The organism is Nocardia mexicana NBRC 108244 (genome assembly GCF_001613165.1).
Lineage (GTDB): Bacteria > Actinomycetota > Actinomycetes > Mycobacteriales > Mycobacteriaceae > Nocardia > Nocardia mexicana.
Map to the genome: position 1 here is coordinate 1 of NZ_BDBV01000154.1, position 14,388 is coordinate 14,388.

Below are 14,388 nucleotides of genomic sequence, written 5' to 3' on the forward strand. Positions count from 1 at the left end.
CCGGACGAGCCCGCGCCGCCGTGGCTCGGCCCGGCACGGTCGGCCGAGGGCACGCAATCGGCCACGGCGCCAGGCGAATCCGCCGACGCGAGCCGCGGTTCCGGCCCGCAGGAGGCACCGCCGCGGCTGAGCCCCACGGTCCCGGATCCGGTAGCGCCCCGGCGCGACGACACCGACGCGGCAAGCCGTGGCACCGATGCCGCATCGACCGGCGATGCCGCGGAGCGCTCGCAGGGCGCTACCGGCTGGGCGGGAAGCGAAGGCGCCGCGGTCGGCGATATCGTCCCGCCGCCGTCACCGTTCGCAGACGCCGAAGGCACACGTGGCTCCGATACCGCATCGGACGCCGCGCAAACCCCGCACTCGACTGCCGATGGACGCCGCGGCCCGCAGGATCACGCGCCGCAGCAACCGGAATCCGGTGCGCCGCAAGCGCCCGAGCCGCAGTCGTACGGACCGGGCGACGGCGCACCGGGACCGGCGAACGGTGCGGCACCGCAGGCTCCGCAGCACGAGATGGGCTCGACGGCACAGTCGCCGCACGGCCCGAACGGAACCGGCACCGCGGCCCAGGATCAGGACAGCTGGTCGACCACCACCGGAACAGACACGGCCGCAACGGGTTTCGATAGCTACACCGGATCACGAGGCACCTCGTCGGCGCCACAGGACCCGACGATGCTCGGCCAGGTCCCGCCCAACACCGGCGGGCAGGCACCGTACGGCGACTCGCAGGTGGCGAGCGGCGGACCGGCCTACAACCCGTCCACCGGTGGTCAAGCCCCGGTAGGGGATTCGCCGGTGCAGAGCGGGTCGGCCTGGAGCTCGCAGGGCACATCCGGTGCGCCGCAGGACCCGACGGTTCGCGGACCGGTGCCGCCGAGCACCGGCGGGCAGGCGCCCGTCGGGGAGCCGCCCGCCGATCCTCGGTACGCTGCGCCGCCGCAGGGCGGGCAGTGGCAGTCGCCGCCGCAGGAGCAGCAGTGGGGTGGTGGCCAGCCGTATCCCCCGCAGCAGCAACCACATCCGCAGCAGTACCAGCAGCAGCCACCCGGAATGCCGCCGTCGCTGGACGACGTGCCGGTGCGACGGGCGAAGAAGGCGCCGGGATCGGGCTGGCGGCGCGCGGTGCACCACATGTCCGGCGGTGCGATCAACCCCGGCATGTCCGCCGAGGAGCTGCGCCTGCAGGAGCTCGTCGCGCGGATCCGCCAGCCGGTGCGCGGCGACTACCGGATCGCGGTGCTGTCGCTGAAGGGCGGTGTCGGGAAGACCACCACCACCATGGGTATCGGCTCCATCTTCGCCTCCATCCGCGGCGACCGCGTCATCGCGGTGGACGCCAACCCGGACTTCGGCACGCTGTCGCAGCGGGTCCCGCTGCAGACCCGCTCCACGGTGCGCGACCTGCTGCTGGACCGGTCGATCAACAGCTACGGCGACGTGCGCAGGCACACCTCGCAGGCCACCAGCCGACTGGAAGTGCTGGGCAGCGAACGGGATCCGGCGGCGTCCGAGTCGTTCAACGAGGACGAGTACCGACAGGTCGCGCGCGTCCTGCAGCGGTACTACAACATCATCCTCACCGACTGCGGCACCGGGCTCATGCATTCGGCGATGGCGGGCGTACTGGACCTGGCGCATTCGCTGGTGCTGATCTCGTCGTCCGCGATCGACGGCGCCCGCAGCGCCGCGGCCACCCTGGACTGGCTGTCGCTGCACGGCCACGACCACCTGGTCCGCAATGCCGTCGTGGTGATCAACCTGCCCCGGCCGGGGTCGCCGAATGTGGGCATTCAGCAGCTGCGCGAGTACTTCCTGTCGCGCTGCCGCGCGGTGCACATCATCCCGTACGACCCGCACCTGTCCGAGGGCGCCGAGATCGACCTGGCGCAGCTGCACAAGAACACCAAGCGGTCACTGGTCGAACTCGCGGCCACCGTCGCCGACGACTTCGCCACCGACCACCGCCGTTTCCAGCGGTATTGATCCCGGCCAAAAGCATGCCGGGATGACGGAGCCCCGCATGCAGGGATGACGGAGGCCCGCATGCCGGGATGACGGAGCCCGCATGCCGGGATGACGGAGGTCGGTGGATGGTTACCGTGCTCCGCGTGCCTCGTCCCAGGACAGTGGGGACGCTCGTACCTCCGCCAGGCTGCGGTGGCGGCGTCGGCGGAACAGCGAGCGCAGCGTGCCCGCGTTGAGATAGCCGACGCGGGTCGCCACCGCGTCGACGGTGAGCGAGGTGGTACGCAGCAGGTGGGTGGCGCGTTCGAGCCGGATGTCGTTGGCGAAATCCCTTGGCGACACGCCTATCTCGGCCCGCGTCGCGCGCTGCAGGCTGCGCACCGTAACACCGAGCGCGCGGGCCGCGTCGGTGATCTGGAACTGCTCGGCGAGATGATCGCGCACCCAGCGCTCGAAGGCGGCGACCAGCGAATCACCGCGTGCCACCACCTCGGGGATCGCGACCTGCGCGCGCCGGTCCCCGATCAGAAAAAACCGCGAAACCAGTTCCGCCAGTGCGGGACTCTGCGCGGCGACCACCGACAGCGCGAGATCCAGATGTGACAGCACGGCGCCCGCGGTGGTGATCTGCCCGGCTCGGCACAGCACACGACCCTCGTCGAGCTCGACGCTGGGATAGCGGTGGCGAAACGCCGGGCCGAGCCACCAGCTGGTGGTGGCCGCGATGCCGTCCAGCACCCCGGACTCGGCCAGGAAGAACGTGCCGGTACAAGCGGCGGCCACCTGCGCGCCGTCGCGCCGAACCGCCGAAATCCGTTCCAGCACCGCACTACTCGCAGGGGACGACACCAGGTCGATCAGCCCGTCGGCATCGGTGACCAGCACGGCGGGCACGATCAGGAGTCCGACGCCGCCCGGAATCTCGTCGAGGGGCGTGGTCGGGACGAGGTGGCCGTGTCCGGTGCGGACGCTGGTACCGAGCGAAACGGTCCGCACCCGCCACGGGTCCGGGGCGGTCTCGAGCTCGCCGAGCAGGGCATTGGCCGTGTTGAACACCTCGAGCACGGCCGCCAGACCGAAGTCGGCGACACCGTCCACGACGAACACTGCGACGTCCATGTCGCAAACAGTACTGAATGTGTCGGTTGCGACACTCAATAACCGGCAATCGGCTCTATACCGTTCGTGATGATGTTCACGCGACGGCCCGAAGCCGATCGCCCCGAAAAGACTGCGGAGTACTCATGACGCTCGTCGCCACCACCGGCATCCACCATGTTCGGCTGACGGTGACCGATATCGACCGGTCCCGGGCCTTCTACCGCGATGTCCTGGGGTTCGAGATCGCCGCCGAATCCCCCGGCCGCCCGGAGGATCCGCAGGTGCGCAGCGATCCGGCGCAGCTATACGGTGGCGTCGTCTTCCAGACCAACGGCATGCTGTTCGGGTTGCGGCCCGTCGCCGCCAGCACCGACCGGTTCGACTCCGAGCGGGTCGGGCTGGACCATCTCAGCTTCACGGTGGCGTCGGTGGGCGAATTGACCGCCATGGCAACCCGATTGGACGAAGCGGGCATCGAGCACGGCGAGGTCGCCGAGCTGGAGGCATTCGGCATTGCGATCCTGTCGTTCAGCGATCCGGACGGCATCCATCTGGAGTTGACCGCCCCACTGGGGTGACTCCGCGCTCGATCGAGGGTATTACCGATGAGGATCTTCAGTAGCCGCTGTCACCGGTTCGAGTACCGGGTCACCGCGGCGAGCCCGTGCGCGGTCGGACTCGAGCCGTCCGACATCGGGGTCACCAAGCCGTTCTTCGACTGCCTGCTACTGCTGGTCGGGGTCGAGCGCGGCGATCTCGCGCTCACCGGCTCGGCCGTCGATATCGTCAAACGCATTGCGGCGCAAACCAGTTCGTCGTACATCGTCATCGACGGCTTCGCGCAGTGGGCCGAAGACGACGAACTACTCGGCCCGACAACCGAATTCGACGTGCTGGCGAGCCTCGCCGACGCCCTGGACGTGCTGGCCGATCTCGCCGAGCGACTCGAGGAGCGCGGCGAACTGGTGCATCTGATGCCGTTCGGCTGGAGCAAGATCCGGCGGGCGGACGTCATGGACGGGCAGTGGACCCAGCACGTGACCGATGTCCGGCGGGACGCCCCGGCCTGGGCACGACGGGGCCGGTCGGGGTGGAGCCTCGCACCGCGGATGCGGGTGCCCTGCGCCGGGAGCCGCCACTGACGACCGCGCCGGTCACCAGGCGGGCAACCGCCGCCTTCCGGCGAGCACGTCGCAGACGAGATCATCGTAGGCATCGGCCAATTCGGCCAGGTGATGCCAGGCGCCGTGCAGAATCTCGTCGTTCGCGTGCAGGGTCATCAGGGCGTGGTGGGCGCGGACCGACGCCTCGGCGAGACGGTCGATGACCGAGCCGATGGTCTCCGTGTGCAGGGTGGCGCCGAGGCGGTGTTGCGGCACGGTGCGGGCGACCCAGTCGTCGATCGCCATCACCAATTCGGTTCGGCGGCGCTCGATCTCGACGATCGCGGTCGCGTCCAGGTCGGGTACGGAGCCGCCGCGGCCGATCAGCCGGCGCTCGTGCAGCACCGCGAGATCACGGGCGAACCACAGTAGTGGTCCGCCGATGACCCGGTGCCCGCGACAGGCGCGCAGCATCAGATCCGAACTCGGCAGTAATCCAGCCGTCAGGGATTGGACCGCCGGGGACGCGTGCTGCGCGTCCGGCAGTGCCACTACCACCGTCTGGGATGTCTCCGAACCAGCCACGTTGCCTCGCCGTCATCGCCGTTACAACACATTTGTTCAGGACGTTCCTTACAATAAACCTCTGAACGCACGTGTCAAGGGTCACACGCCTGAGGGACCCACGGAGTAGACTTCTTTTCCTTGAAGCAACAACCGAGGAGCGAGATGGCGGACGGTCCGAGGTACCAGCGGATCGCAGACCTCCTCCGCGAGGAGATCCGCAACGGGACATGGAAACCGGGCGATCGACTACCCAGCCACAACGAGCTGGCCGACCAGATGCAGGTCTCAATCACCACCGCTCGCAACGCAATCCAGGTACTCGTCGCCGAAAACCTGCTCTACACAGCCACTTCCCGGGGCACCATCGTGCGCAGCCAGGAAGTGCTGGAATCGGTTGTCACCAACCACATCCGCCCCGACCGGCCCAAGTCGGCGCACGACATCTTCTCCGAGACGGCCCGCGCCGCCGGTCGGGAGCCCTCCAAACAGTTCAGCGCCCGGATGGAACCGGCCGGCGCCGACGTGGCGCACTGGCTGGGAATTCCGCGAGACTCCTGGGTGGTGGCCCGCACCGTGCTGCAGTACCTGGACAACGAGCCGTGGTCGTGGGAGGTCAGTTTCTATCCACGGGACTTGGCGGAGGCCACCGGCATCGACTTCCCGCACGATATCCCGGAGGGCACCACGCGCAGGCTGGCCGACCGCGGCCATCCCGAGACCGCGCACCGCGACACCGTCGTCGCCCGCCCCGCGACCGCCGAGGAGGCGGCCGTGCTCGGCGTCGGCACCGGCACCATGCTGCTGGATCACCTGCGCATCGGCGCCAACGAGGAACGCATCACCCGGGTCACCCGGCACCGGTCCATCGCCGCACGCAACCGGCTCGCCTACGAGCTCGGTGACGACGACGGCACCGACGTGATCCGCAGGACCCTCGGGACACCGCATCCCCCGGGCAACTCCCATTCCTTCGGTAACTCCCTGGTGCCCGGTTCGCCATGACGTCCCCTTCGCGAAGTAGCCCCCCGGCGGTGGAGATGCTATGACGATCCGCATCCGCCAGGCTCAAATGGCCGACCTCGGCACCATCTGCCGACTACGGCTTCAGCGCACGGCCTGGCTTGCGGCTCGAGGCTCGGATCAGTGGACGCGGCAGGGACGGGGACTGCCCATCGAGATATTTGCCCGCGCGGTCGGACGGGCGGTGCGCTCGGGCGAGACCTGGATCGCCGAGATCGACGGCGAACGAGCAGGCACCATCACCGTGAACGACCGTGCGGACGAAGGGCTCTGGTCGCCGGGCGAGCTCGCCGACGCGGTCATCGTGCACTACATGATCGTGGATCTGCGCTTCGCCGGGCTGCGCGTGGGGTCGACCCTGCTCGCCCACGCCGCGGCGCTGGCCCGCGCCCGCAACCGCACCTGGGTGCGGCTGGACGCCTGGACCAGCAACCCGGGCCTGCACACCTACTACCACCGCGCCGGATTCCGGTTGGCGCGGGTCGCCGGGCCGTCGGCGCCCGGACCGTCGGGGGCGCTGTTCGAGCGGCGCGCCGACAGCTGGCTGCCGACGCCCGTCCTCACGGTCGCGGGGCCGGAACTGCAGGCCCACCGCAGCATCGCCCACTGAACCGCCGCCGCGCGGAAGCGCGGGAATTTACAGCGGAGGCAGGTGCGCGATCTGGATCATTTCCTGACCCCGGCTGCGGGAGACCAGGGTGCCGCGCCCGGGTGGCAGCTTGGACGGACGGACGTCGCCGATCAGCTTGCCCTCGTCGCGGGGGCCGCTCATGATCAGCGTGTCCACCGACAGGTTCTTCATACCGCCCAGGATCGGGTCGTACAGCGCGCGGGATACGCCGCCGATGCGCCGCGTCACGACCATGTGCATGCCGATATCGCGGGCCTGCGGGAGGAATTCCATCAGCGGCGCAAAGGGATTGCCGCCGCCGGCCACCACCATGTCGTAATCGTCGACCATGATGTAGATCTCCGGCCCCTCCCACCAGCTGCGCTCGCGCAGCTGCTGCGGCGTGATGCTCGAATCGGGGATGCGCTTCTGCAGGTACTGCGCCACCTCCGCCAGCATGTTCGCACAGGTCTGCGACGAGGTCGAATATCCGGCCAGGGCATCGCCCTCGATCACGCCGAGCATGGTGCGGCGGAAGTCGATCAGAACGATGCGCGCCTCGTCGGGCGTCGAGTGTTCCACGATGCCCATGGCGATATTCCGCAGCAGGGTGGTCTTGCCGCACTCCACGTCGGCGAAGGCCATGAAATGCGGATCCGCCCCGAAATCCAGGACCAGGGGCTGCAATTCGGATTCGCCGAGGCCGACCACGACCCGGGTCTTGTCGAGCTTGATGCCCTGGTTCCGCGCGCTCGCCAGCAGTTCCTCCCGATCGATCTGCTGCGGCAGCATCCGGACCTCGGGCGCCCGGCGCTGCGGGTAGAGCTGTTCGAGACCCTGCCGGGACAGCGCCACACCGTCGGCCATGGTGTCCGGGCTGGTATCGGAGTCCAGGCGCGGCAGGGCGACCAGCATGTGCAGTTCCTGCGGCGTGAGACCACGGCCGGGGCGGCCCATCGGAACCTGGTGGGCGGTGCGGCGGCCCATCTCCGAATCGGACGGGTCACCCAGGCGCAGCTCCAGCTTGGTGCCGATCTGGTCCTTGACCACCGGCCGGATCTCGGCCCAGCGCGACGCACCGATCATCAGGTGCACGCCGTACGAGAGGCCCTGCGTCGCAATGGCATTGATCTGCGGCTCCAGGCTGTCGAATTCCTCGCGGATGGCCGCCCAGCCATCGATCACCAGGAAGACGTCGCCGAAACGGTCGGCCGCCAGCGGATCGGCGGCGCCCGGCTGCGGCGGGGACGCGAACTTGCGCCGCCGGAATTCGGCCATCGATTCTATGCCGAGTTCGGCGAACCGTTCCTCGCGCGACCGCATCAGCGTCGTGAGTTCCGCGATCGTCCGCCGCACGCGGTCGACGTCGAGACGGCCCGCGACCGAGCCGACATGCGGCACCCCGACCAGCCCGGCCATGCTGCCGCCGCCGAAGTCCAGGCAGTAGAACTGCACCTGCTCGGGAGTGTGTGTCGCCGCCGCACCCACGATGATGGTGCGCAGCGTGGTCGACTTGCCCGACTGCGGGCCGCCGACGACGGCCACATTGCCCTGTGCGCCCGCCAGGTTGATGGTGAGCACGTCGCGGCGCTGCTCGTACGGCTTGTCGATCACGCCGATCGGCATCCACAACTGGCCGTGGCGGTTCACCGGGGAGCGCCAATCCGGGTCGGGCAGCAGCATATCCACGCTCGGCGACTCCTCGAGCGGCGGCAGCCACACCTCGTGCGCGGGCCGCCCGTGCCCGGTCAGGCGCTGCACCACCACGTCGAGCAGGGAGTCCGGGATCCCCTCCTCCTGCGTCGGCGACGCCCCTGCCGCCGACGGCGGGGGCGGCAGCTCGAGCAGCGGATTCGACAGTGCCGCAGGCGAAGCCACCTCCAGCTCGGTCGGCTCCTCCTCGATCTCGGGCAGCTCCACCGGCCCCGCGGTGAACACCGCGGGGCGCTGCCGTGAGACCGCGCCGCCGCCGTCGGTGACGATGCCGGTGCGCGGCGCCACATACGGCCCCGAGACGTAGCTCGCGTTGAACCGCAACGGATCCGAGGCGTCGCTCTTCAGGTAGCCGGAGCCGGGCACGCTCGGCAGATGGTAGGCATCGGTGATACCGAGCACCGCGCGCGACTCGTTGGCGGAGAAGGTGCGCAGGCCGATCCGGTAGGACAGATGCGATTCCAGGCCGCGCAGCTTGTTCTCCTCCAGACGCTGCGAGGCCAGCAGCAGGTGCACGTGCAGCGAGCGGCCCAGTCGGCCGATCATCACGAACAGCTCGGCGAAATCCGGCTTCTGGGACAGCAATTCGGAGAACTCGTCGACGACGATGAACAGCGCGGGCAGCGGGTCCAGCGGCACGCCCGCGGCGCGGGCCTTCTCGTAGTCGGTGACATTGGCGTAGTTGCCCGCCGAGCGCAGCAGTTCCTGGCGGCGGTTCATCTCACCGGCGAGCGCATCCTTCATGCGGTCGACCAGCGAGAGCTCCTCCTCCAGGTTGGTGATCACCGCGGACACGTGCGGCAGCGTGTCCAGACCCAGGAAGGTCGCACCGCCCTTGAAGTCGACCAGCACCAGGTTCAGCGCATCCGGCGAATGCGAGGTGACCAGCGAAAGCACCAGGGTGCGAAGGAATTCCGACTTGCCCGAACCGGTCGCGCCGATGCACAGGCCGTGCGGGCCCATGCCGTTCTCGGCCGACTCCTTGATGTCGATCTCGACCGGCGTGCCGTCCGGTGTGATACCGATCGGGACGCGCAGCCGTTCCCGCGCGGTGCGCGGACGCCACACCTTGGCCGGATCGATCTGCGCCGCATCCGGGATCTTCAGCAGCGCCATCAGCCCGGGATCGCTCGCGGTGCCGTCGCCGAGGCTCACGATCTGCGCGGCCGTCGCCAGCCGATACCGGGCCAGCGCCCGGCCGAACGATTCGGCCTCGGCCACGCTCACCTGATCGGCAGTGGCGAACTTCTCCACGCCCGCAGCGCTTTTCGCGGAGATGTCACCGCCCGCGGCGACCAGCTGCAGCCCGCGGCGGGCGGCCAGGCCGGTCTCCGGCGCGGTGAGGTCCAGCACGGTCACCGAGTCCAGTCCGGACTCGCTGACCAGCCGCTCGTTGCCGTTGACGTACCCGTCGTCGATGATCACGACCAGGTGCAGCCGGCCCTGCGTCGGCTGCGGGTTGCGCATGAAGCGCCCGCGCTCGAGCAGCTCCGCCGACAGTGCCGTCTCCAGCTCACCCAGCGACGTGTACATCATGCGCGCCGAACCCATGCCATCGCGCTGGGTCGGATGCTGCAGGTGCGGAATCCATTTCGCCCACGCCCAGTTCGGGCTGTCCGGATCGGCGCAGACGATGGCCACCGCCAGATGGTCGGGACCGTGGAAGGCGACCAGCTCCATCAGCATGGCCCGCGCCACCATGCGCGAATCCTCGCTGGGCCCACCGATATTGATTGCCGGGAAGGCGCGCAGCGAGACGGCCGTCGGCAACTGGTGCACCACCGAGTGGGTGCGCACGAACCGCCGCAGCGCCACCGTCGACACCGGCTCCAGATCCTCCAGCGGTCCGGTCTCCGGCCGGGCCAGCTTGGTCGCCAGGCGATGGCTGCCGACGCCCACCCGCACATGTCCGAAATCCGGGTCGTTGGGGCGGCGTTCCCACATCCGCCGGGTCCCGATCATCGACGGCAGGTCGGCGGGCTCCGGATGGCTCCAGCCCAGCGTCTCCAGCTGCTTGCCGCCGGTGCGGCGGACGTCCTTGCGGACCTGGTCCAGGTAGCGGAAGTAGTCCTTGCGCTCCTCGTTGAGTTCGACCGCCCGCTTGCCCGATCCGCCGCGGAAGCCCGCCATCATGCCGACCATCGACATCAGCATCATCATCGGGAACATCAGCATGAACGGGTTCTGCAACATGTTGCGACCCATCATCGCCATCATGGCGATCATGCCGACGACGGCGACCACCATGACGACCGGCATCAGCTTCATCATCAGCGGCGCCGGAACGTTGCGCGGGACCTCCGGCGGGGAGGTCAGCGCCACCTCGCCGCCGGGCGCACGCGGCGGCGCGATGCGCGGGCGACGGACGAAACCTTCGGTAACCATGACTCCCTCTACTGCTCCAGATCAGGGTCGAGTTCGGCACGTGAGCGCCGGTACGGAATCGCCACGGCGACACCGATTCCCAGGCCGACCAGGCAGGTGATGGACCCGATGATCGCGATCCGGCGCGGGCGCGGGTCCGGGCCGGGCGGCGGCACCGGCGCCGCGATCTCCCGCGGCACATCGGCTCCCTTGGACACCGGGTGATCGGGCAGCGGATCGGTGAGCGCGGCCAGCGGATCGATCAGGCCGTGCCCGACCCGCTCGTCGCGACCGGCCCCCGGCGCGTGCGCGGTCCGGGTGATGCGGTCGATCACCTGTCCGGCGCTCAACTGCGGGAACTTGGCCCGCACCAGCGCGGCCAGCCCCGAGACGTACGGTGCGGCGAAGCTGGTGCCCTCGACCGGGCGCACGCCCTCGGAGGTCTGCACGCCGTCGACCAGTCCGGCACCGCCCGGCTTGCTGTCCAGCGATACGATCTTGCGCCCGATGGCCGCCGCCCCGATCCACGGCCCGTGCAGCGACAGTTCCGAGGGGCCCCCTTCGGGATCGACCGATGCCACCGACAGCACATAGGGCGAGAACCAGGCCGGGGTGGCGACGGTGGAGACCGAACTCCAGCCGCCGCCCTCGTTCTGACTCTCGCAGGGCCCGCCCTGCTGGACGTTGCCCGCCGCCGCGACCACCACGACATTGCGGTCGTAGGCGTACTTCACCGCGGCACCCAGCGGGGCGTCGGCTCCCTGGCCCCCGGCCGGGGTGCACGCGACCTCGGAGATGTTGATGACCCCGGCCCCGAGATCGACCGCGCGCACCACGGCCGCGGCGAGCGTGAGCACGCTGCCGTAGCCGGAGCTGGCGATCTTGTCGGGCCGCTCGGCCGCGCCGCGGTCCTTCGCCTCGTACGCCAGGCTCAGCTGCCGGATGGTGAGCAGTTCGGCCTCGGGGGCGACGCCGGAGAAGCCGTCGGCCGGACTCGGTTGCGCCGCAATGATTCCGGCGACCAGGGTGCCGTGCCCGTCGCAGTCGTCGGTGCCGTCGGTATCGGAGACGTAGTCGCCGCCGGGCTGCAGCGCCGGCAGCCGCGGATGCCGTTGCACGCCGGTGTCGATGACCGCCACCTTCTGCCCGGCGCCGCGGCTGAACTCCCAGGCGGCAGGCAGATCGAGCACCTGCTGCGCGACCGGCGGCTCGGTGGGCGGGCCGCCGACGAGCATGGGCTGCGCGCACTCCGACTTCCGCTCGGTCGGCTCCAGCGGCGCCGGGCGGTGGCTCAGGTCCAGGGCCGGGCCGAGCGCTCCCATATCGATCACCGGCGGCGAGACCGCCGACGCCGACGGCATGCCCACTCCCGGCAGACAGACGGCCGCGCCGGTCAGGGCGGCGGCGCAGATCAGCCGCGGGGCAATGCGAAAGGGCCTGCCACTCATATGTTCCGGGCCATCGAGTACACGCCCATGATCCATAGCACCAGCGGCATCACGGCGATGATCAGCAGGTACTCGAAGATCTCGATCGCGCGCCGGGTCACCGGTGTCACCTCTATATGGGGACCGATCACGCCGAACCCGACGGTGCCGAGGGCGAAGATCACCAGCAGCCCCGCCGCCAGCAGTTCGACGTCGGCGTCGCCGAACGCCAGGCCGACCAGCAGCAGGACGAAGGTCACGCAGCCGCCGACGATCAGGGTCGCCGCCTGGGCGAGATCGGCGAAGGACCGGCCGCGCAGACACAGGATGATGGCGGTGATCACGGCCAGCGCGATGCCCTGCCACTTGGCCGCTCCCAGCGGATCGGCGGCACCGAACGCGCCGACCACGGCCGAGGCTGTGAAGGCGCCGACCAATCCGGTCTGGAACTGGTTGGCCGTGCGGGCCCGCTGCCCGAGCCCGGCCGCCGACGGCAGCGCGGTCGCGCCGATGGCGCCGATGCCCTCGATGGTCGGGCGCTGCTCGTGATCGGCCGGATCGATCGCGCCGCCTGCGGTCGGCACCGGCGGAATCGGCAAGCGCGCCAGCAACGCCGCCAGTCGCGGCACCGCCGACAGCAGCAGGATGCCGCCGACCAGCAGCCCGGCACACAGCTTGGGCAGCGCCGGATGCCACACCATGTAGACCGCCGCGCCGACCAGGCCGATCACGCCACCGGCGCCGACGGCGGAGAACAGCGTCGCCCCGCTGCCGATGATGCGGTAGCCGACGACGGAGGCCACGATCGCGACGGACACACCCAGCAGCACGTGCGGGCCGCCGAGCTGCCCCGGCACCAACAGCGCGGCGCCGCCGAAGAACAGCAGCAAACCGTCCAGCGACACCCAGTTCGCGGTCGTCTGATCGAAGTACTTGCGGGCCGCGATTCCGGCGGCCGCGAAGGCCAGCGCACCCATTCCCAGCAGCGCGAACCCGGGCCACAGCGGATCACCGTGTCGCCGCGACACCGCCAGCAGCATCAGCGCGGTCAGCACCGTCAACACCGACGCCACCAGGCCGGTCCAGCGCGCGGACGTGCCGGACCAACCGCGGAAATCCTCGGCGACCAGGCGCGACACCGCATCGATGACGTCGTCGAACAGCGCCGGCGCCTCCTTCGCGGACACGCTGCGCAGCACCAGCAGTTCGCCGTCGTACACCTCGGCGTCGGTCAGCGAGCGGCTCGGGGCGATCGGATCACGACCGAGCCGGGCCAGCGTCCAATGCTGCGCCCGCATCGGCAGCGAATCCTCGTCGCTCTCGGCGATATCCGGGGTACGCGATTCGATCAGGGTGACCAGGTCACCGATGAAGCTCGCGATCGGCACCGTCGCGGGCAAACCCACATCGACTTGTGTGTTGCCGCCGATGACCGAGACCCGGCACAGCTCGGGCTCGCTCGCTTTGGTACTCGTTGTCGATGGATCCGTCACCGGAGTCGATCTCCCACCCTCGTCTTTCCGAATGCCCGATCTTCTGAAATGCCCATCGCGACCGGGACGTCAATGCTCCGTGAGACAGCGTGAGGACGAACATCTTTCGCACATCGAGAACCCTCATATCCCGACAACGCTCACGTTGCGACCCAACGGCGGCTAACCCTAATCTAACTGACGGATCTCCGCCGTGCGGTCGGTACTCTGGTCGCACGATGAACGTATACACAACCACAATCGAAGGCTTCGGGGTTCGACAGCAATGAGCGGCAACCGTCAGGCACAACGCGCATTCGATGCCGGAGTCTTATCCCTGGGCCTGCCCATCGAGGGGCAGGAGTCGGCACGCGATCTGGAATACGCGAAGCTGGCCTTCCAGCGCGCCACCGAATGGGATCCGACGATGTGCGATGCCTGGCTCGGCCGGGCCGCCGCCGGCGAGGTCACCAAGGAGGTGCTGTTCAATCTCCACAAGACCAGCACGAGCACGCTGTACCGGGAACAGCGCCGGGTGGGCCTGTCCACGCGGGCACTGGCCGGGCGGTTCCTCCCGGGGCTCTACATCGACTACCCGCTGGCCTCCTACACCGAGGTCTGGCTGGCGTGGGCCGCGCATCTGATCGCCGACAAGGAGTACGACGAGGCCGAGCGCACGCTCGACGAGCTCGAGTCCTACCGCAAGACCCTGCTCAGCGATGCGGACCGCGAGGCCGACAACCGCATCAGCGCCTACGTGCGCGCCGTGCTGCACTACAACACGCAGCGCTGGCCGGATGTGATGACGGTGCTGGCCGGGTCCGCGGAGTGGGATGATCCGTACCTCGCCGCCGGTGCCCATGTGATGGTCGGCACCGCGTGTGCGCAGCTGGGATTGTTCGGCGAGGCCATCCGGCGGATGGAACAGGCCGAGGCCGGGCCCATTCCCGCCGCCCGCACCACCGCCATGTTCTGCCGCGGCCTGTGCCTGCGCGAGACCGGCGGCGAGGACGAGGCGCAGGCGCTGTTCGAGAAGGTGT

General features: G+C 69.6%; 11 protein-coding genes. 6 read left to right on the forward strand and 5 right to left on the reverse strand.

Annotation, left to right across the window (positions count from 1 at the left end; translation table 11 throughout):
- Positions 1-516: 516 nt before the first annotated feature.
- Positions 517-1,989, forward strand: a complete 1,473-nt coding sequence (locus NM1_RS44410) for a MinD/ParA family ATP-binding protein (RefSeq protein ID WP_444980098.1) — start codon at positions 517-519, stop codon at positions 1,987-1,989.
- Between the two features lie 111 nt (positions 1,990-2,100).
- On the opposite strand, the gene NM1_RS39965 is transcribed toward NM1_RS44410, so the two are convergent.
- The gene (locus tag NM1_RS39965) at positions 2,101-3,090 is read right to left on the reverse strand and encodes a GlxA family transcriptional regulator (RefSeq protein ID WP_068032935.1); all 990 of its coding nucleotides are present in this window, start codon (positions 3,088-3,090) and stop codon (positions 2,101-2,103) included.
- 125 nt (positions 3,091-3,215) lie between these two features.
- Here NM1_RS39965 and NM1_RS39970 point away from each other — a divergent pair, with 125 nt between their 5' ends.
- The gene (locus NM1_RS39970) at positions 3,216-3,650 is read left to right on the forward strand and encodes a VOC family protein (RefSeq protein WP_068032936.1); all 435 of its coding nucleotides are present in this window, start codon (positions 3,216-3,218) and stop codon (positions 3,648-3,650) included.
- A gap of 27 nt (positions 3,651-3,677) precedes the next feature.
- The gene (locus NM1_RS39975) at positions 3,678-4,214 is read left to right on the forward strand and encodes a hypothetical protein (protein ID WP_068032938.1); all 537 of its coding nucleotides are present in this window, start codon (positions 3,678-3,680) and stop codon (positions 4,212-4,214) included.
- Positions 4,215-4,226: 12 nt separating this feature from the next.
- Here the strand turns inward: NM1_RS39975 and NM1_RS39980 are convergent, their stop codons facing one another.
- A complete protein-coding gene (locus tag NM1_RS39980; RefSeq protein ID WP_246010857.1) occupies positions 4,227-4,733 on the reverse strand; it encodes a DUF4254 domain-containing protein in 507 nt (168 codons plus the stop codon).
- 171 nt (positions 4,734-4,904) lie between these two features.
- On the opposite strand from NM1_RS39980, the gene NM1_RS39985 reads away from it, so the two are divergent.
- Entirely contained in the window at positions 4,905-5,744 is an 840-nt protein-coding gene (locus tag NM1_RS39985) for a GntR family transcriptional regulator (protein WP_068032941.1), read from the forward strand.
- A 40-nt stretch (positions 5,745-5,784) separates the two neighbouring features.
- Complete coding sequence (locus NM1_RS39990) at positions 5,785-6,372, forward strand: GNAT family N-acetyltransferase (protein WP_084520498.1); 588 nt, start codon at positions 5,785-5,787, stop codon at positions 6,370-6,372.
- Between the two features lie 27 nt (positions 6,373-6,399).
- Here the strand turns inward: NM1_RS39990 and eccCa are convergent, their stop codons facing one another.
- Genes eccCa through eccD form a run of 3 tightly spaced genes read right to left on the reverse strand, consistent with a single transcriptional unit; the run spans position 6,400 to position 13,369 of the window.
- Positions 6,400-10,470, reverse strand: a complete 4,071-nt coding sequence (gene eccCa, locus NM1_RS39995; RefSeq protein ID WP_068032943.1) for a type VII secretion protein EccCa — start codon at positions 10,468-10,470, stop codon at positions 6,400-6,402.
- An 8-nt stretch (positions 10,471-10,478) separates the two neighbouring features.
- Positions 10,479-11,897 carry a type VII secretion-associated serine protease mycosin gene (gene mycP / locus NM1_RS40000; RefSeq protein WP_068032945.1) on the reverse strand — a complete coding sequence of 473 codons (1,419 nt, stop codon included), beginning with the start codon at positions 11,895-11,897 and terminating at the stop codon, positions 10,479-10,481.
- Complete coding sequence (gene eccD / locus NM1_RS40005; RefSeq protein WP_084520499.1) at positions 11,894-13,369, reverse strand: type VII secretion integral membrane protein EccD; 1,476 nt, start codon at positions 13,367-13,369, stop codon at positions 11,894-11,896. Before eccD ends, mycP begins: the two co-directional genes overlap by 4 nt.
- Positions 13,370-13,634: 265 nt before the next feature.
- On the opposite strand from eccD, the gene NM1_RS40010 reads away from it, so the two are divergent.
- The coding region (locus NM1_RS40010; RefSeq protein ID WP_507762189.1) for an EccA family type VII secretion system protein at positions 13,635-14,388 on the forward strand (754 nt) is incomplete at its 3' end.

Coding starts and splice junctions, on each gene's coding strand:
- NM1_RS44410 (WP_444980098.1), top strand. CDS start 517: ATGGGCTCGACGGCACAGTCGCCGCACGGCCCGAACGGAACCGGCACC.
- NM1_RS39965 (WP_068032935.1), bottom strand. CDS start 3,090: ATGGACGTCGCAGTGTTCGTCGTGGACGGTGTCGCCGACTTCGGTCTG.
- NM1_RS39970 (WP_068032936.1), top strand. CDS start 3,216: ATGACGCTCGTCGCCACCACCGGCATCCACCATGTTCGGCTGACGGTG.
- NM1_RS39975 (WP_068032938.1), top strand. CDS start 3,678: ATGAGGATCTTCAGTAGCCGCTGTCACCGGTTCGAGTACCGGGTCACC.
- NM1_RS39985 (WP_068032941.1), top strand. CDS start 4,905: ATGGCGGACGGTCCGAGGTACCAGCGGATCGCAGACCTCCTCCGCGAG.
- NM1_RS39990 (WP_084520498.1), top strand. CDS start 5,785: ATGACGATCCGCATCCGCCAGGCTCAAATGGCCGACCTCGGCACCATC.
- eccCa (WP_068032943.1), bottom strand. CDS start 10,470: ATGGTTACCGAAGGTTTCGTCCGTCGCCCGCGCATCGCGCCGCCGCGT.
- mycP (WP_068032945.1), bottom strand. CDS start 11,897: ATGAGTGGCAGGCCCTTTCGCATTGCCCCGCGGCTGATCTGCGCCGCC.